At 75.1% G+C, this 16,883-nt stretch carries 12 protein-coding genes; 5 read left to right on the forward strand and 7 right to left on the reverse strand.

Annotated elements, in window-relative coordinates:
• Window positions 1-44: 44 nt before the first annotated feature.
• Both NHH00_RS16150 and NHH00_RS21140 read right to left on the reverse strand, forming a co-directional pair.
• The gene (locus NHH00_RS16150) at window positions 45-1,442 is read right to left on the reverse strand and encodes an alanine--tRNA ligase-related protein (protein WP_253054110.1); all 1,398 of its coding nucleotides are present in this window, start codon (window positions 1,440-1,442) and stop codon (window positions 45-47) included.
• A gap of 156 nt (window positions 1,443-1,598) precedes the next feature.
• Entirely contained in the window at window positions 1,599-2,546 is a 948-nt protein-coding gene (locus NHH00_RS21140; RefSeq protein ID WP_308202332.1) for a cold-shock protein, read from the reverse strand.
• A 161-nt stretch (window positions 2,547-2,707) separates the two neighbouring features.
• Between NHH00_RS21140 and NHH00_RS16165 the strand changes: the two genes are divergently transcribed.
• Together NHH00_RS16165 and NHH00_RS16170 are read left to right on the forward strand one after the other, a co-directional pair.
• Window positions 2,708-4,627, forward strand: a complete 1,920-nt coding sequence (locus NHH00_RS16165) for a glycoside hydrolase family 18 protein (RefSeq protein WP_253054112.1) — start codon at window positions 2,708-2,710, stop codon at window positions 4,625-4,627.
• A 117-nt stretch (window positions 4,628-4,744) separates the two neighbouring features.
• A complete protein-coding gene (locus tag NHH00_RS16170; protein ID WP_253054114.1) occupies window positions 4,745-5,041 on the forward strand; it encodes a hypothetical protein in 297 nt (98 codons plus the stop codon).
• On the opposite strand, the gene NHH00_RS16175 is transcribed toward NHH00_RS16170, so the two are convergent.
• Window positions 4,990-7,158 (reverse strand): hypothetical protein, encoded by a 2,169-nt coding sequence (locus NHH00_RS16175; protein WP_253054116.1) that lies wholly within the window; start codon window positions 7,156-7,158, stop codon window positions 4,990-4,992. The genes NHH00_RS16170 and NHH00_RS16175 overlap by 52 nt on opposite strands.
• Before the next feature lie 257 nt (window positions 7,159-7,415).
• On the opposite strand from NHH00_RS16175, the gene NHH00_RS16180 reads away from it, so the two are divergent.
• Window positions 7,416-8,594: an APC family permease gene (locus tag NHH00_RS16180; protein ID WP_253054932.1), complete on the forward strand. Its 1,179-nt coding sequence runs from the start codon at window positions 7,416-7,418 to the stop codon at window positions 8,592-8,594.
• 92 nt (window positions 8,595-8,686) lie between these two features.
• Here NHH00_RS16180 and NHH00_RS16185 read toward each other — a convergent pair whose 3' ends face one another.
• Complete coding sequence (locus NHH00_RS16185; protein ID WP_253054118.1) at window positions 8,687-9,595, reverse strand: alpha/beta fold hydrolase; 909 nt, start codon at window positions 9,593-9,595, stop codon at window positions 8,687-8,689.
• A gap of 62 nt (window positions 9,596-9,657) precedes the next feature.
• Between NHH00_RS16185 and NHH00_RS16190 the strand changes: the two genes are divergently transcribed.
• Window positions 9,658-10,212, forward strand: coding sequence for a TetR/AcrR family transcriptional regulator (locus NHH00_RS16190; RefSeq protein WP_253054120.1), 555 nt, complete (start codon window positions 9,658-9,660; stop codon window positions 10,210-10,212).
• A gap of 64 nt (window positions 10,213-10,276) precedes the next feature.
• Entirely contained in the window at window positions 10,277-11,146 is an 870-nt protein-coding gene (locus NHH00_RS16195; RefSeq protein WP_253054122.1) for an META domain-containing protein, read from the forward strand.
• An 84-nt stretch (window positions 11,147-11,230) separates the two neighbouring features.
• Here the strand turns inward: NHH00_RS16195 and aspA are convergent, their stop codons facing one another.
• The 3 genes from aspA to NHH00_RS16210 are packed head-to-tail and all read right to left on the reverse strand — an operon-like array spanning window position 11,231 to window position 16,844.
• Window positions 11,231-12,760, reverse strand: a complete 1,530-nt coding sequence (gene aspA / locus NHH00_RS16200) for an aspartate ammonia-lyase (protein WP_253054124.1) — start codon at window positions 12,758-12,760, stop codon at window positions 11,231-11,233.
• Window positions 12,761-12,807: 47 nt separating this feature from the next.
• Entirely contained in the window at window positions 12,808-14,385 is a 1,578-nt protein-coding gene (locus NHH00_RS16205) for a glycoside hydrolase family 43 protein (protein ID WP_253054126.1), read from the reverse strand.
• Window positions 14,382-16,844: a beta-xylosidase/alpha-l-arabinosidase gene (locus NHH00_RS16210; RefSeq protein WP_253054934.1), complete on the reverse strand. Its 2,463-nt coding sequence runs from the start codon at window positions 16,842-16,844 to the stop codon at window positions 14,382-14,384. Before NHH00_RS16210 ends, NHH00_RS16205 begins: the two co-directional genes overlap by 4 nt.
• Window positions 16,845-16,883 lie beyond the last annotated feature (39 nt).

Here is a 16,883-nt window from a genome sequence, read left to right on the forward strand (position 1 = left end):
ACCAGAACTTGAGTCCATCAGGCTCAACCTTCACCCAGGGCGAACTATTCCCCGCTCGTCGCGGCCGCCCGCGAGCGCGCCCGCTGGCGCTCGCGCTGCAGCGCGTAGCCCTCCCGCCAGTCCGGGGCGAGGGCCATGTCGCGGCGCCGGACCTCGTCGACCGACAGCTCGACGGGGAAGCCCCAGGTGTCCGCCAGCACGAACAGGTCGTCCCCGGTGACCGTCGCGCCCCCGAGCTTCTCGAGCTCCCGGAGCCCGCGGTGCACCGTGCGACGGAAGCGCGACTCCTCGTCGCGCAGGACCGTGCTCAGCTCCTCGCGCTGCGCGACCAGGCCCGGGTAGCCGTCGCCGTACGTCTCGGCCACGACGGCGACGAGGTCGTCGGCGAACCGCTCCTCCAGGCCGAGGTGGAGGGCGTGCACGACCGCCCGGCGGACGAGCCGCCGCAGGACGTACCCGTGCGCCTTGTTGCTCGGGCGCACCCCGTCGGCGGCGAGGAACGTCGCGGCCCGGACGTGGTCGGCGATCACGCGGAACGGGCGCGGGTCGTCCTCGTACGCGCGACCGCTGAGCGACTCGAGCCGGTCCACCAGCGGGCGCAGGAGGCTCACGTCGAACACGTCGGCGGTCGCCAGGGCGGCCGCGGCGATGCGCTCGAGCCCGCCACCGAAGTCGATGCTCGGGTCGTCGAGGGGGACGAAGCCCTCGGTGGTCCGGCGGTAGCGCATGAACACCTGGTTGCCGATCTCGACGAACCGGCCCCCGTCGCTCGCGGGATGGGGCTCACCGGCCGCCGGGTCGTGGTGCTCGGGGCCGAGGTCGTAGAAGACCTCCGAGTCGGGCCCGCACGGGTCTCCCACCGGCGTGCCCTCCAGGCCGCCTCCCCGGCTCCACCAGTTCTCCTCGGCGTCGTAGAAGAAGACGCGACCGCCGCGCGTCCCGTCGCGGTCGCCGTCCGCGCGGGAACCCACGTCCACGAGCGGCGCCTCGATCCCGTGCTCGGCGAACACCGTGACCCAGGCGCGAGCCGCCGCGTCGTCACGCGGGATCCCGTGCTCGGGCGCCCCTCGGAAGCACGTGACGTACAGCCGCTCGAGGTCGACGCCGACCTGCGCGAGGAAGTCGGCGAACCACCGGATCTGCTGCTCCACGTCGGCAGACCCCAGGCTCCAGTTGCCCAGCATCTCGAAGAAGGTCGTGTGCCGCCGGTCCCCGACCTCGTCGATGTCCTGCGCCCGCACGCACGGCTGCGAGTCGACCAGGAGACACCCCGCGTCGTGCTCCCGCACGCCCAGCAGGTAGGGCATCAGCGGCTGCATCCCCGCGCCCGTGAACAGCGTCGTCGGGTCGTCGCGGAGCACCAGGGGCGCTCGCTCGATCACGGCGTGCCCCCGGGAGGCGAAGAACTCGAGATAGGCCGCGCGGATCTCCTGGGCGTTCATCCGACGACCCTAGGGACGGCGCCCGCGGTCTTCCAGGGCATATCGTCGTCGACGGGCGACGGCTCTCGCGCGGCGAGGCCGCTCGGGCCGCTCAGGCCCGACGCCGGCTGCCGGACGGGGTGGGGTCGGCGCGCCGGGCACCGACCCCACCCGCGCTCACAGCAGCTCGACGCGGTCGGCCTGCGGGCCCCGGTCGCTCTGGCGCACCGCGAACCGGACGCGGTCGCCCTCCTCCAGGACCTCGTCGCCCCGGACGACCGACACGTGCACGAACAGGTCCTCGCCCCCGGCGTCGGGCGTGATGAACCCGAAGCCACGGTCCGCGTCGTAGCGCGCGACGGTGCCCTCGCCCCCGCGCACCGGCCTGCCGGACCCGCTCGGGCGACCGGAGCGGTCCACGCGGCCGGGTCGACCGCGGTCGGCGGACGGGCGCGCGCCGCCGGAGCCGCGCACGAGCTGCACGTTGCGGGCGTTGGGCCCCTTGTCCCCCGCGACGACGTCGTACGTCACGCGCGCGCCCTCGGCGAGCTCGGACAGGCCGTGGCCGAGCGCGCTGACGTGGACGAAGACGTCGTCGCCACCGCCGTCGGGGACGACGAAGCCGAAGCCCTTGACGTCGTCGTACCAGGACACCGTGCCGTCCGCGCCGTCGGACGCCGGACGCGCGGCCTCCGCCCCGAGCGGCAGCAGATGGTCGGCCTGCGGACCCTTCTCCCCCTCGACGACGAGGAACGCGACCCGCTGCCCCTCCGAGACCACGCCGCCCCCGACGATCGCGGAGCTGTGCAGGAAGATCTCGGCGCTGCCGCCGTCGGGCGTCACGAAGCCGTACCCCTTGCTCGGCTCGTACCACGCGACGGTGCCGAGCACGCCCAGGGGCGCGTCGGCAGCCCGGTCACCCGTGACACGGACACGGCGCGCCTGCGGGCCCCGGTCGCCCTCGCCCACCTCGAACTCGACGGCCTGCCCCTCGCGGAGCTGCTTCGGTCCGTCGTCGCCGACGATCTCGGACGCGTGGACGAACAGGTCCTCCGCCTCGTTCCCGAGGTCGATGAAGCCGAACCCTCGGTCGGCGTCGAACCATCGGACAGTTCCCTGGGGCACGGAGTACTCCTCGTCTTGGCAGGCAGTGCTGCCACCCATTGTCCCCCAGGTCTCGGCGCCCACCGCGCGCCGCCCTTGACGAACCGCTGCCCGGTGCGGGTTCATAAGGAGTGCATCGTTAAGTTCCCTGAGAGTTTGATTCGACCTGCAACGGAGCAGACATGAACAGACTTCGCACCGCCGCCGCGGCACTGGCCGTGGCCCTCGTCACCAGCGTCGCCCTGACCGCCGCCCCCGCCTCCGCCGAGGAGGTGCTGGTCAACGGGGGCTTCGAGTCGGGCACGCTCAGCCCCTGGACCTGCTCGGGTTCGTCCGGGGCCGCCGTCTCCACCCCCGTGCGCACGGGGACCAGGGCGCTGCAGGGGACCCCCTCGGGTCTCGACAACGCGCGCTGCACGCAGTCCGTCCCGACCGTCGCCGGCACGCAGTACACCCTCTCCGCCTGGGTGCGCGGCAGCTACGTCTACCTCGGAGTCGAGGGCGGCACCTCGACCTGGACCCCGAGCGCGACCGACTGGACCCGCCTCACGGTCACGTTCACCGCCGCGGGCAGCACGACGCAGGTCTACCTGCACGGCTGGTACGGCACGGGCGCCTACCAGGCGGACGACGTCTCGCTCCAGGGCGCGGGCGGCCCGCCGCCCGTCGTCCCGGGCACGCCGGGCACCCCCGTCGCCGGGACGGTCACCTCGACGTCGGCCGCCCTCTCGTGGGGCGCGTCGTCCGGCACCGTGACGGGCTACCGCGTCTACGAGGGCAGCACGGTCGTGGCAATGGCCACGGGCACGTCGGCCACCGTGTCCGGGCTCGCCGCGTGCACCCCGCACACGTACTCGGTCGCGGCCTACAACACGGCGGGCGAGTCGCCCCGCTCCGGGAGCGTCACGGTCACGACCGCCGGGTGCGGGACCGGCGTCCCCGGCGCGCCCACCGGGCTGCGCGTCGCGACGACCGCCGACACCTCGCTCGGCCTCGCCTGGACGGCCTCGACCGGGAGCGTCACGGGGTACCGCGTCTACGAGGGGACGGCCCTGCGGGCGACCGTCACCGGGACGAGCGCGACGCTGACCGGCCTCGCGGCCTGCTCGAGCCACACCTACACGGTGCGCGCCTACAACGCGACGGGCGAGTCCCCGGCCGCCACCGTGACGGGCTCGACGAGCGGCTGCCAGACCGGCGCCCTGCCGAAGCACCTGCTCACGGGCTACTGGCAGAACTTCGTCAACGGGGCCACGCCGCTGCGGCTGTCGGCGGTCCCGACGTCCTACGACCTCGTCGCGGTCGCGTTCGCGGACGCCGTCCCGAGCACGCCCGGCGCCGTCACGTTCGGCGTCGACCCCGGCCTGTCCGCCGCGCTGGGCGGCTACACGAACGACCAGCTCAAGGCCGACGTCGCGACGCTGCACTCCCGCGGCCAGCACGTGATCCTGTCCGTGGGCGGCGAGAAGGGCACGGTGTCGGTCGGCAGCGCGGCCGCGGCGTCGGCCTTCGCGACCAGCGTGATCGGGCTCATCGACGCCTACGGGTTCGACGGCGTCGACATCGACCTCGAGAACGGGGTCGACCCGACGTACATGGCCCAGGCGCTGCGCCAGGTCCGGGCGGCGGTCGGGCCGGACCTCATCATCACGATGGCGCCGCAGACCATCGACATGCAGTCGACGGGCAGCTCCTACTTCCGGCTCGCGCTCGACATCAAGGACATCCTCACGATCGTCCACACGCAGTACTACAACTCGGGCACCATGCTCGGCTGCGACCAGATGCAGGCGTACGGGCAGGGCACGGTGAACTTCCTCACCGCGCTGTCGTGCATCCAGCTCCAGAGCGCGCTGCGGCCCGACCAGGTCGCGCTCGGCCTGCCGGCCACCACCCAGGCGGCGGGCGGCGGGTACGTGAACCCGTCGGTCGTGAACGACGCGCTGAGCTGCCTCGCCGCGGGCACCCGCTGCGGGAGCTTCGTGCCGCCCGCGCGCTGGCCGGACATCCGTGGGGCGATGACCTGGTCGATCAACTGGGACGCGAGCAACGGGTACGCCTTCGCGACCTCGGTGGACGCCCACCTGGCGAGCATGCCGTAGCCGCGCCGTCCTCGGACGAGACGTGAGACGTGGCCCCTCGGAGCGTGACCCGGGGGGGCCACTTCTCACGTCTCGGCCCGTCACCGGCACGATGCGGCGAGTCGCTAGCATCCAGGCATGCAGATGACGTTCGCCGTCGGGCAGCACGAGCGCCATCTCGTCGTCTTCTCGTGGGACCAGTTCTGGGGTCGCCTGACGATCACGGTCGACGGTTGGAGCGTCGTGGACCAGGTGCGGATGTTCTCCGTCTCGCGCGTCAAGGTCTACGAGTTCTGGGTCGGCACGCACGAACGCCACCACGTGCACATCGAGAAGCACCGCGAGGTGCTCTTCGCGGGGTTCCGCCCCCAGCCCGTCCTGGCCTACGTGGACGGCACGCTCGTCGCGCGCTCCGACGGCGCGCTCGGCCGCTGACCCGGCGACCGCTCCTCGCCCGACGTCGGCTCGTCGCCCCCGGTCGGCGCGCCCTCGGCAGGCGTCACGTCGGCGACGGGCGACCCGTCCGCGACGGGCGTCGCGTCGGCGGCGGGCGTCCCGTCGTCCGGCCGGGCGCCGTCGACGGCGGGCACGCCCTCGGGCTGGGTGCGACGTCGCGCGCGGCGCCGGACGAGCAGGACGACCACGCCGGCGAGCGCAGCGACGACGAGGAGCACGCTGCCGGTCCCGAGCCAGGGCGCGGCGGCCGCCCGGGACGACGCGTCGTCGGCCGCGGTCGCGGCGTCGTCCAGCCGACCGGCGTCGAGGGCGGCGCGGGCGTCGGCGACGGAGCCGTCGACGTCCAGGAGCAGGCGCCCGAGGTCCGCGAGCGGGCCACCGCCCGAGGCGGCGGCGACCGCGTCGCCGACGGACCCCACGACCTCGACCGCGCGCGGCAGCACGGTCGCGAGCACCGCGTACTCCTCGGCGGACGCCGCGCCCTCGTACTGCTCGCGCACGGCGGCCGGGTCGGGCAGGCCCGCGGCGCGGGCAGCCTCCTGCACCTGCCCGGCGGCCGCCGCCGCGTCGGTGCCGATCGCGGCGCGAGCCGCCTCGGCGTCGTCGAAGGCCCAGTCGGTCATCGCCGCGCGCAGGCCGGAGGGCGGCGACCACGCGCCGTCCGCCTCGTCGAGGACGGCGTACGCCTCGCGGGCGGGGGCCCGCGCGTCGAGCAGGGCGGCCTCGGCGTCGTCGGCGACCCACGTCCGGTACGTCGCCTCGGCGCCCGTCACCCCGCCGCGCACCTCGACGAGGTCGAGGAGGCGACGGCCGTCGGTCACGCCCGGGTGGTCGAGGGCGCCGGGCTCGTCGTAGGCGCTCTCGCCCGCGTACGCCGCCGCGACGAGCCCGCCGAGGGCGTCCTCGTCCAGGCCGCCGACGAGCTCCGACATCGCGGTCCACGCGGCGGCGTAGGCGTACTCCTCGGCGGCGCCCCCGCCGTCGTCGAGGTCGACCTCCTGCCACGCGGCGAGCGGCAGGGCGTCCGCCGCGTCGCGCGCGGGCGCGGGGCGCGGCACCGCGGGGCCGCCGGTCTCGGCGGCGACGCGCTGCCCGACGACCTCGGCCAGGCCCTCGTACACCCACCGGTCCGCGAACCGGTCCCCCGCGAGCCACGCGTGGGAGAGCTCGTGGAACAGGAGCCCGGCGTCCAGGTCCTCGGGGATGACGATCTCCCAGGAGGCCGAGTCGAACCACGCGTACCCGAGCACGCCGGGCGACACGTCCTCGCGGATGCGCTCCAGGCTGCCCGGCCACGGCATGCCCACCGTGCGCTCCAGCACGGGCATGCCGGCCACCACCTGCTCCTCGACGAAGCCGCTCCACTCGGTGTCGCCCGGGAAGCTCTCCAGCACGAGCTCGTTCCCGCCGACGTCGACGCTGGTCTCGTCCGCCTGCTCGGGGTCGCGCAGCGAGACGAAGGCCCAGGTGCCGTAGTCGTCCGTGCTCTCGGTCGCGCGGTGGGTGCGGGTCTCCCCGTCGAGGATCGGCGTGAACCCGTCCCACGTGCTGTCGAAGTCCATCGACGTCGGCGTGGCGATCTCGACCGTGACCTGCCCCGGGTCGCCGGCCGCGTTCACGGCGAACGTCGCGTAGCCGGGCCCGACGCGCGTGTACCCCTCGGAGCGGATCGGCTCGCCCGGGATCGTGTAGGACCACTCGACGGTCCGCTCGCGACCGTAGTTCAGCGGGGAGAACGACACCCCGGCGATGCGGGTCGACGGGTCCTCGGTCGGCTCGAAGGTGACCGGGAGCGTGGTCCCACCGCTCGTGGCGGTGACGTCGGTCGCGCTCGCCGGCACGGGGATCCCGTACGCGTCCCAGTAGTAGACGTACATCCCGCTGGCGGGCTGCTCGTTGCGGATCGTCGTCGTGACCGTCACGCGGACCGGGCCCGACCCGTCGACCTCGTACCGCGTGCGGGACGTCTCCGACAGCCCGTCGCCCGTGTCCGCGGTCGCGACCGTCGGAACGCCGAGGAGGACCGCGCACACGAGCGCGACCCCCGACCCCGCGCGCGCCGTCCACCGCGCGCGACGCACCCGCCCTGCGACCACCCCTGCACCGCCGTCCTCGCCGTAGCGACAGCCCGTCTCCCCGTGCGACGGGGCCGGTCGACGACGACCGGGAACGGGACTCCGGCGGGAACTGTACCCGCTCGCCGACGCCCGTCCCGACCACTCCCCGGGACGAGCGTCGACACCTGCCGGACACCTTGCCCTGGCACGCTGTCCGGGTGACCACCACCCCGGGCCAGCCCTCGCTCGTGCGACGCCTCGGCACGGCGGACGCTGTCGTCGTCGGGCTCGCGTCGATGATCGGCGCGGGCGTGTTCTCCGCGTTCGCCCCCGCGGCCGCCGCCGCGGGCGCGGGGCTGCTCGTCGGGCTGGGTCTGGCGGCGGTCGTCGCGTACGCGAACGCGACGTCGTCGGCCCAGCTCGCGGCGCAGCACCCCACGTCGGGCGGCACGTACGTGTACGGGCGCGAGCACCTCGGCCCGTGGTGGGGCTACCTCGCCGGGTGGGGGTTCGTCGTCGGGAAGACGGCGAGCTGCGCGGCCATGGCGCTCGTGCTCGCCGCCTACGCGGCCCCTCCCGGGTGGGAGCGGCCCGTGGCCGCCGCGGCCGTCGTGCTGCTCACGGCCGTGGGCTACCGGGGCGTGACGCGGACGGCGCGCCTCGCCCGGGCGATCGTCGCGGTGGCGCTCCTCGCTATCACGACGGCCGTCGTCGCGAGCCTCGCGGGCACCGCGCCGCGCTGGTCGGCCGTGCTCGACCCCGACGGCGCGCACGGCGGGGGGTACGGCGTCCTCCAGTCCGCGGGCCTGCTGTTCTTCGCGTTCGCGGGGTACGCGCGCGTCGCGACCCTCGGCGAGGAGGTGCGCGACCCGCGCCGCACGATCCCGCGCGCGGTCCTCGTGTCGCTCGGGGCCGTCGTCGTGCTCTACGCCGTGGTCGCGGTGGTCCTGCTCGCGGTGCTCGGCCCGGACGGGCTCGCGGCCTCCGCGGCGCCGCTCGCCGACGCGGTCGCCGCCGGGTCGTGGACGTGGGCCGGCCCGGTCGTGAGCGTCGGCGCCGTCGCCGCGAGCGCCGGTGCCCTCCTCGCCCTGCTCGCCGGCGTGAGCCGGACGGGCCTCGCGATGGCGCGCACGGGCGACCTGCCCGGGTGGTTCGCGGCCGTGCACCCCCTGCACCGGGTGCCGCACCGGGCCGAGCTCGCGGTCGGAGCGGTCGTCGTGGTGCTCGTGCTGACGACGGACCTGCGGGGCGCGATCGGGTTCTCGTCGTTCGGGGTGCTCGTCTACTACCTCGTGGCGAACCTCTCGGCGCTGCGCCAGACCGCCCCGCACCGGCTGTACCCGCGCGCGCTCCAGGTGCTCGGCGCGCTCGGCTGCGTCGCGCTGGTCGCCACGCTCCCCCTCCCGAGCGTCGCCGCGGGAGCGCTGGTGCTGGCGACAGGCATCACCCTCCGCGCGGTACGCGTCCGCTCATGACAGCGAGATCGGCCCCGCCCGTCGCCAGATCGACCTCCCGAGGGTCGATCTCGGACGCACGGGTCGATCTGCCGACACCGACGGCGTAGACGTCACGCCGCGCGATCGAACCAGTCGCGCGAGAGGGCGGCCACGGCGGCGGGCGCGTCGTCGGTGATGAAGTGCGCGGCGTCGTCGACGAAGGCGAGCTCGGCCCGGTCCGCGTGCCGCTCCGGCGCACGGCAGACCTGTCCCATGAGCTCCTCGGTCCACGGCCGGTCGCGGCGGCCGAAGACGAAGAGGGTCGGCACCGTGAGCCGACGGCGACGGTAGACGCCCCGCATCATGCGCGTGGCCTCCGGCAGCACCATGTGCCGCACGAGCGGACGCACGGCGGCGTCGACCTCCGTCCGACCCATCGGGGCGAGGTGGGCGTCGACGTCGTCCTCCGACAGCGGGTGGGCGACGTACGCGCTGGAGAAGATGCCCCGCAGCGACGCGCCCCGACGGTGCCAGACCAGGGCGGGCAGGTGCCGGAACCCGGGGAGCAGTCGAGGGCTGGGACGCATGAAGCCCGGTGGCACCGAGAGCTCGACGGCCGCGCGGACCCGGTCGGGGTGCTCGTAGCAGAGCTGCATCGCCGTGATCGCGCCCATGTCGTGCGAGACGAGGTGGGCTCGGTCGACGTCGAGCGCGTCGAGGAGGGCGAGCAGGTCGCGGAGCCGGGTCTCGCGCTCGACGTGCGCGTCGTCGGCCGTGGTCCAGCCCGCGCCGCGCAGGTCGGGACACAGGACGCGGTAGCCCGCGGCGGCGAGGACGGGCGCGACGTCGCGCCACTGCCACCAGTGCTCGGGGAAGCCGTGCAGCAGCACGACCGGGTCGCCGGTACCGACGGTCGCGACGTGGGTGCGCAGGCCGGGCGTCTCCACGACGAGGTGGTCGAAGCCCGGCGCCTCCGGGAGCGGCGGGGACCATGCCCGGGCGTCGGCGGGGCGGGTGGTGCGGGGCTGAGGCGTAGTCATGGCGAGCTCCTTCGGGCGAGCGACTACTATGTTCATAGTAGATCGGTCGAGAGAGGGAGTCCATGGCCGCAGCCACCCGGGAACGAGCGCTCGACGCGGCCGTGGAGGTGCTCGGTGCGGACGGCGTGCGCGCGCTGAGCCACGCGCGGGTCGACCAGCGGGCCGGTCTCCCGCCCGGGTCGACGTCGAACTGGTTCCGCACCCGGCGCGCGCTCCTCGCCGGCGTGGTCGACCGGATCGCCGAGCAGGAGCGCGCCGACCTCGACGTGACCGCGATGCCGCAGATCACGAGCGTCGACGACCTGGTCGACGGTCTGTGCGCCATGACCGAGGCACAGTCCGGTCCGTTCGCGTCGCGCACCCGGGCGCGCTACGCCCTCTTCCTCGAGCTCGCCGACGACCCCGAGCTCGGTGAGCCCCTCCGACGCCAGCGCCGCACGTTCGAGCGGTGGACCGAGCGGATCGTGGCCGCCGTCGGCATCGCCGACCCCGTCCCGGCGACCCGGGCGCTCATGGCCCTCGGCGACGGGCTGCTCCTGCACCGCCTCACCGTCGACCCCGGCCTCGACCTGCGCCCCGCGATCGAGCGCACGGTGCGCGCGCTCGCGGCGTCGTGACGGCGTCGGTCCGGGGATGCCGCACCGGCTGCAAGAAACCCGGCGCCGGAGACAGGATCGGGGCATGGACGGACACGAGCCCGGGCGCCCACGGGTGCCGCGCGCCGTCGTCCTGACGTTCCTGGTGTCCGTCCTCGCCGCGGCCTGCACCGTCCCCGACGACGGGACCGTCGGCAGCCCGGGTGACGGCGAGGTCGGTTCGGACCCGGTCGCGCTCGTCGGGATGTGGCGGGTCTCGGGGGCGGACGGCGAGGGCCCCGACACGTGGCTGCGGCTCGATGCCGGGCGGTACACGCTGTGGGGCGACTGCGGTGCGTACGTGGAGGGCGGCTGGGACGCGGCCGGCCGGACCTTCGTCGCCTCCGACCCGTACGCCGCCGCCGGGGCGTGCGGCACGGCCGGGATCCCCGAGGCGCCGTGGCTCCGCTCGGTGGTCGCGTACGAGCCCGACGGCGAGGGCTGGCGGCTCCTCGACGCGGACGGCGACGTCGTCGCCGGCCTGCGGGTCGACGGCGCCCCGGCGCCGATCCCCGACGCCGCGGAGCAGCTCGCGCAGGCGCCGGACGTGACCGACGACGTGCGCGCGGCGTTCGAGCCGCCCGCACCGCTGCCCGACGGCCTCGCACCCGCCTCCGTCCGGGACGTCGTCGGGCGCTGGGAGCCGGTCGCACGCGCCGCCACCGACCCCCACGTCGTCTTCCACGAGGACGGGACGTGGTCGGGCTCCGACGGGTGCAACGGCAGCGGGGGCGCGTGGGCCCTGGACGACGGCGGTCGGCTGCTCGCCACCTCCGGTCTCCAGACCCTGATGTGGTGCGAGGGCGAGAGCGTCCCGGGCTACGTCGCCGCGTCCGCCCGTGCCGGCCTGGACGGCGGCCGGCTGGTGCTCGTCGGCCCGGACGGCGCGGAGATCGCCCGTCTCGTCCGGGGATGAGGCCGCTCCGCCCCGAGATCGACCCGAGCGTCCGAGATCGACCCTCAGGAGGTCGACCTGGCGCCGGACGGGTCGACCTCGGCGTCAGTCTTCGGGTTCCGGGTCGGACGGGGCGCCCAGTGCGTCGTCCGATTCCACGATGCGCGACGACTCGCCCTCCTCGCCCACGGCCGGCAGGCCGCGCTCGTCGGGGGCGTAGTAGCGGCCGGTGTAGCGCGGGCGGAGGAAGTTCTCGGTCGTGAGCACCGCGTCCACCTCCTCCGGCGTGAGCAGGCCGCGCGCCACGACGACGTCGCGCACCGAGGCGCCGGTCCGGGCGGCCTCGGCACCCACGAGGTCGCCGTTGCGGTGCCCGATGATCTCGTTGAGGTAGGTGACGATCCCGATCGAGTCCAGCACGTGGCGGCGGCACACCTCGACGTTCGCCGTGATGCCCGTGACGCACTTGGTGCGCAGCGCGACGCACGCGTTGGTCAGCAGGTGCAGCGACTCGAACATCGACTGCGCGAGCCCGGGCTCCATGACGTTGAGCTGGAGCTGCCCGGCCTCGGCCGCGTGCGTGATCGTCACGTCGTTGCCCATGACCTTGAAGCACACCTGGTTGACGACCTCGGGGATCACCGGGTTCACCTTGGCGGGCATGATCGACGACCCGGCCTGGAGCTCGGGCAGGTTGATCTCCCCGAGGCCGGCGCGCGGCCCGGACGACAGCAGGCGCAGGTCGTTGCAGATCTTCGAGAGCTTGGCCGCGAGCCGCTTGAGCGCGGAGTGCACGGCGAGGTAGGCGCCGTTGTCGTACGTCGCCTCCACGAGGTTCTCGGCCGGCACCGTGGGCAGCCCGCTCACCTCGGCGAGGCGGCGCGTCGCGACCTTGGGGTATCCGGGCGGGGTGTTGAGTCCGGTCCCGATCGCGGTCGCGCCGAGGTTGACCTCGAGCAGCAGCTCGCCGGCGACCTCGAGACGCCGGACCTCCTCGCCCACGTTCACGGCGAACCCCGCGAACTCCTGGCCGAGGCTCATGGGCACCGCGTCCTGGAGCTGCGTGCGGCCCATCTTGAGGACGTCGGCGAACTCGGACGCCTTCTCGTCGAACGCGCGCTCGAGCAGCAGCACCTCGTCCTGCAGCCGCCGGACGAGCTGGTGCACGGCGAGGCGGAACCCCGTGGGGTACGCGTCGTTGGTCGACTGCGAGCGGTTCACGTGGTCGTTCGGGTTGATGACGTCGTAGCGGCCCTTCTCGAACCCGGAGAGCTCGAGCGCGAGGTTGGCCACGACCTCGTTGGTGTTCATGTTGACGCTCGTGCCCGCGCCGCCCTGGAACACGTCCACCGGAAACTGGTCGAGGCACCGCCCGTCGTCGAGGATCGCGTCGCACGCGGCGACGATCGCGTCCGCGACGTCGCGCTGGATCGTGCGCAGCTCGCGGTTCGCGAGCGCCGACGCCTTCTTGACCATCACCATGCCGCGGACCATCTCGGGGACGTCGCTGACGGTCGTCCCCGAGATGCGGAAGTTCTCCACGGCCCGGACGGTGTGGACCCCGTAGTACGCGTCCGCCGGGACCTCGAGGGGTCCCAGCAGGTCCTCCTCGACCCGTGTCCGTGCGCTCGACATGCCCCGACGGTATCGCCCGCCGGGACGCCGCGCGCGGAGCGGACCCCTCAGCCGACTGGTGCGTAGACGAACCGCTCGACCCGGACGACGGACGTCGAGGGCCGTCCCTCGCTCGTCGCGTGCACGCCCAGCCACAGCCCGAGGAACCCTCCGGTCGCGGCGCTGTCGAGGGTGCGGCCGTCCACGGTCGCGAGCGGCTCGGGTGCACCCGCCGGGCCGACGACGAGCCCGTAGTCCTGCCCGCGCACGCGCAGCCCGACGACGACCGGCTCCCCGGGGGCGGCGGCCACCGTCGTCTCCCCGACCACCGCGTCCGCGCCGCCGCGCCGGTGCACCGCGACGACGCGCCGCTCGTCCCCCGGGCCGCCGTCGACGAGGAGCCGCACGTGGTCGTCCTCGGACTGGCGCACGACGACGCCCGCGCGCTCCCCCGCCACGGCCGGGACCTGCACGGTGACCGTCACGTCGACGTCGCGGTGCTGCTGGCGCACGCCGAGGAACGCGGGCGCGCCCGGCTCGGCGAGCGTCGTCGGGCGCACCGGGAGGTCCCAGCCCTCGCCCGCCGGGGTCGCGACGTCGCGCGGCAGGGCGCGCACCGCCGTCCAGCGCGGGTCGTCGGGGCGGACGACGCCGCTCGCCCCGCCCTGGACCGCCGTCCGGGGCGCCGGGCTCGCGAACGGGACCTCGACGGCGTCGGGCACGCGGCCCTCGCCGGGCGCGAGGACGGGCCAGCCGTCCTCCCACACGACGGGGACGAGGAACGTCTCGCGGCCGAGCGGGTAGTGGTAGCCGCCGTCGACGCGCATCGCGAGCAGCACGGCCCACCACGAGCCGTCGGGCGCCTCGACGAGGTCGGCGTGGCCCACGCCGACGACGTCCACGCCGCGCCCGAGGTGGCGGTGCGTGAGCACCGGGTTGGCCTTGTTGCCCTCGTACGGCCCCGTGACCGACGACGCCCGTGCGACGGACACCGCGTGGTGGAAGTCCGTCCCGCCCTCTGCCGCGAGCAGGTAGTAGGTGCCGTCGACCTTGTACAGGTGCGGGCCCTCGGCCCACACGGCGCCGCGCACGGCCCCCGTCCACACGACGTGCTCGGGACCCACGAGCGTGCACGTCGCGGGGTCGAGCTCGCGCACCCAGACCTCGGTCTGGTGGAACCACTCCGGCTCGGTCGCGAGCCGCGTGCCGTGCAGCCAGACGCGGCCGTCGTCGTCGAAGAAGATCGACGGGTCGATCCCCGCGACCCGCTCGCCGTCCTCGTCGCGCAGCCACACCGGGTCGGACCACGGCCCGGCCGGGTCGGTCGCCGTCATGACGAAGTTGCCGCCGCGGGAGTCGTCGTCCGGGTCCACGAGCGTGCACACGAGCCAGAACGTGCCGTCGTGGTGGCGCAGCGTCGGGGCGAACAGGCCGCCCGACGACCGGATGCCGTCGTAGTCGAGCTGCCCGGACCGGTCGACGACGTCCCCGACGTGCTCCCACGTCGCGAGGTCGCGGCTGCGCAGCACCGGCAGGCCGGGCAGGTACTCGAACGTGGACGTGACGAGGTAGAAGTCGTCGCCGACGCGGCAGACCGACGGGTCGGGGTTGCACCCGGGCAGGATCGGGTTCGGGACGAGCGTCATGCGGGGCGCTCCCCCGCCTCGACCGGTCCGGAGACCTCGACGGCGACGAGCCGCTCGTCCGCGGCCGTGACCTCGTGCACGGTCCCGGTCACGGCGAGCGTCGCGCGCGGCGTCGCCGCGCCGGGCACGACCCGCCGCTCGGCCGGCGCGGACTCGTTGACGATCGCGCCCCCGGTCGTCGAGCCGAGGTCCCCGGTGCCGGGGGCGGCGTCGACCGCGCCGGCGTGCGCGCCGACCCACACCTCGACGTCGCCCGGCTCGACCACGCGCACGAGGCGGCGGTCGGAGAACGCGAGCCGCGTCGTCGGGACGCGGAACGTCACGCGGCGCGACTCGCCCGCGGCGAGGTCGACGCGCGCGTACCCGAGGAGCTGCGCGACGGGCCGCGGGACCGACCCGACGACGTCGCGCGCGTAGAGCTGCACGACGTCCGTCCCCGCGACGGCGCCGGCGTTCGTCACGGTCACCGAGGCCGCGAACGTCCCGCCCGCGGCGACGCTCGTGTCGACCGCCAGGTCCGCGTACGCGAACTGCGTGTACGACAGCCCGAACCCGAACGGCCGCACGGGCGTCGGGTCCGCGGACGTCACGTCCGACGGCCCGCCGAGCACGGGGTGCAGGTAGGAGAACGGCTCCGCGCCGCCCGCGCGCGGCAGCGACACGGGCAGGCGGCCCGAGGGGTTCACGGCGCCCACGAGCACGTCGGCCACCGCGCGGCCGCCCTCCTCGCCCGGGAAGAAGCCCTGCACGACGGCGGCCGGGTGGCCGGACGCCGCACCGTCCGTCCCCGCGTGGTCCCCGAACGCCCAGCCGATCGCGTACGGGCGGCCCGTGAGCAGCACGAGCACGACGGGGGTGCCCGTCGCGACGACCTCCTCGACGAGCCGCCGCTGCACGCCCGGGAGCTCGAGCGACTCGACGTCGTTGCCCTCGCCGACCGTGCCGCGCCCGAACAGTCCGGCCTCGTCGCCCACGACGACGACCGCGACGTCCGCGTCCCGCGCGACGGCGACCGCCTCCGCGATCCCCGAGGTGTCGAGACCGTCCACCGTGCAGCCGACGGCGTGCGTCACGTCGGTGCCGGGGAGGGCGTCGCGCAGCGACTCCAGGACCGTCGGCAGCGCGATGCCCGCCGGGGTGCCGGGGTGGTGCGCGAGCACGTGGTTGACGAACGAGTAGCAGCCCATGAGCGCCTCGGACGAGTCCGCGTTCGGCCCGACGACGGCGACGCGCCCCGGGGCGGTCGTCGCACCGTCAGCGCTGTCGCGGCGCGCGAGCGGCAGCACGCCGTCGTTCGCGAGCAGCACGAGCGACTCCTGCGCGAGGCGGCGTGCGGTCGCGCGCTGCCGCGGGGTGTCGAGGTCGACGGTCGTCGGCGGCTCGTCGGCGTAGGCGGCCGGGTCCAGGAGACCCAGCTCCTCCTTCTGGTCGAGCACACGCAGCACCGCGCGGTCGACCCACGCCTCGTCGAGCGCGCCGGACCGCACGCGCTCGGCGAGCGGGGCGAGGTAGGCGTCGCCCGTGGGGAGCTCGACGTCGAGGCCCGCCTCGAGCGCCTGCGCGGCGGCCTCGCCGCGGTCCGCCGCGACGCGGTGCATGACCTCCAGGAACGCGACGCCGAAGTAGTCGGCGACGACGACGCCGTCGAACCCCCAGCGCTCGCGCAGGATCTCGGTGAGGTACTCCGAGCTGCCGTGCAGGGGCACGCCGTCGACGTCGACGTAGGACGCCATGACCGACCGGGCGCCGCCGTCGCGCACGGCCATCTCGAACGGCGGGAGGTAGACGTCGGCGAGCTCGCGCGGTCCCGCGCTCACCGGCGCGTGGTTGCGCCCGGCGCGCGAGCCCGAGTACCCGACGAAGTGCTTGAGCGTCGCGTGCACGCCCGCGTCCTGGAGGCCGCGCACGTACGCCGTGCCGACGGTGCCCACGAGGTACGGGTCCTCGCCCACACACTCGTCGACGCGGCCCCAGCGCGGGTCGCGCACGACGTCGAGCACGGGCGCGAGGCCCTGGTGCACGCCGAGCGCGCGCATCGACTCCCCGACCTCGCGCGCCATCTCCTCGACCAGCGCCGGGTCGAACGACGCTCCCCACGCGAGGGGCGTCGGGTACGTCGCGGCCCGCCACGCGGCGAGGCCCGTGAGGCACTCCTCGTGCACGATCGCGGGGATGCCCAGCCGGGTCTCCTCCTTGAGGCGGCGCTGCTCCGCCCACAGCCACGCCGCGCGCTCCGCGGGCTCGACGGGCCGCGTGCCGTAGACGCGCGTGTAGTGCCCCATGCCGTGCCGCGTGATCTCCGCGAGCCGGCCGCCGTCCGCCTGGCCCGCCGTCATCTCCGACTGCATCGGGGCGACGGTGCCGTTCTGGTCGAGCCAGTAGCCCACGAGCTGGGCGAGCTTCTCGTCGAGGGTCATGCGCGCGTGGAGCGCACGCACGCGCTCGGAGACGGTGGGCATCTGCGGGGGTGCCGGGCGTGGGGTCGGCGCGGCGGCGGC

Source organism: Cellulosimicrobium cellulans (assembly GCF_024124905.1).
Classification (GTDB): domain Bacteria; phylum Actinomycetota; class Actinomycetes; order Actinomycetales; family Cellulomonadaceae; genus Cellulosimicrobium; species Cellulosimicrobium cellulans_G.

What these genes read in the sequence shown, in the direction of transcription:
- NHH00_RS16210 (WP_253054934.1), bottom strand. Translation starts at nt 16,844, where the DNA reads ATGCCCACCGTCTCCGAGCGCGTGCGTGCGCTCCACGCGCGCATGACC.
- NHH00_RS16170 (WP_253054114.1), top strand. Translation starts at nt 4,745, where the DNA reads ATGCAGATGACGTTCGCCGTCGGGCAGCACGAGCGCCATCTCGTCGTC.
- NHH00_RS16205 (WP_253054126.1), bottom strand. Translation starts at nt 14,385, where the DNA reads ATGACGCTCGTCCCGAACCCGATCCTGCCCGGGTGCAACCCCGACCCG.
- NHH00_RS16190 (WP_253054120.1), top strand. Translation starts at nt 9,658, where the DNA reads ATGGCCGCAGCCACCCGGGAACGAGCGCTCGACGCGGCCGTGGAGGTG.
- NHH00_RS16195 (WP_253054122.1), top strand. Translation starts at nt 10,277, where the DNA reads ATGGACGGACACGAGCCCGGGCGCCCACGGGTGCCGCGCGCCGTCGTC.
- NHH00_RS16165 (WP_253054112.1), top strand. Translation starts at nt 2,708, where the DNA reads ATGAACAGACTTCGCACCGCCGCCGCGGCACTGGCCGTGGCCCTCGTC.
- NHH00_RS16150 (WP_253054110.1), bottom strand. Translation starts at nt 1,442, where the DNA reads ATGAACGCCCAGGAGATCCGCGCGGCCTATCTCGAGTTCTTCGCCTCC.
- aspA (WP_253054124.1), bottom strand. Translation starts at nt 12,760, where the DNA reads ATGTCGAGCGCACGGACACGGGTCGAGGAGGACCTGCTGGGACCCCTC.
- NHH00_RS16185 (WP_253054118.1), bottom strand. Translation starts at nt 9,595, where the DNA reads ATGACTACGCCTCAGCCCCGCACCACCCGCCCCGCCGACGCCCGGGCA.
- NHH00_RS16180 (WP_253054932.1), top strand. Translation starts at nt 7,416, where the DNA reads ATGATCGGCGCGGGCGTGTTCTCCGCGTTCGCCCCCGCGGCCGCCGCC.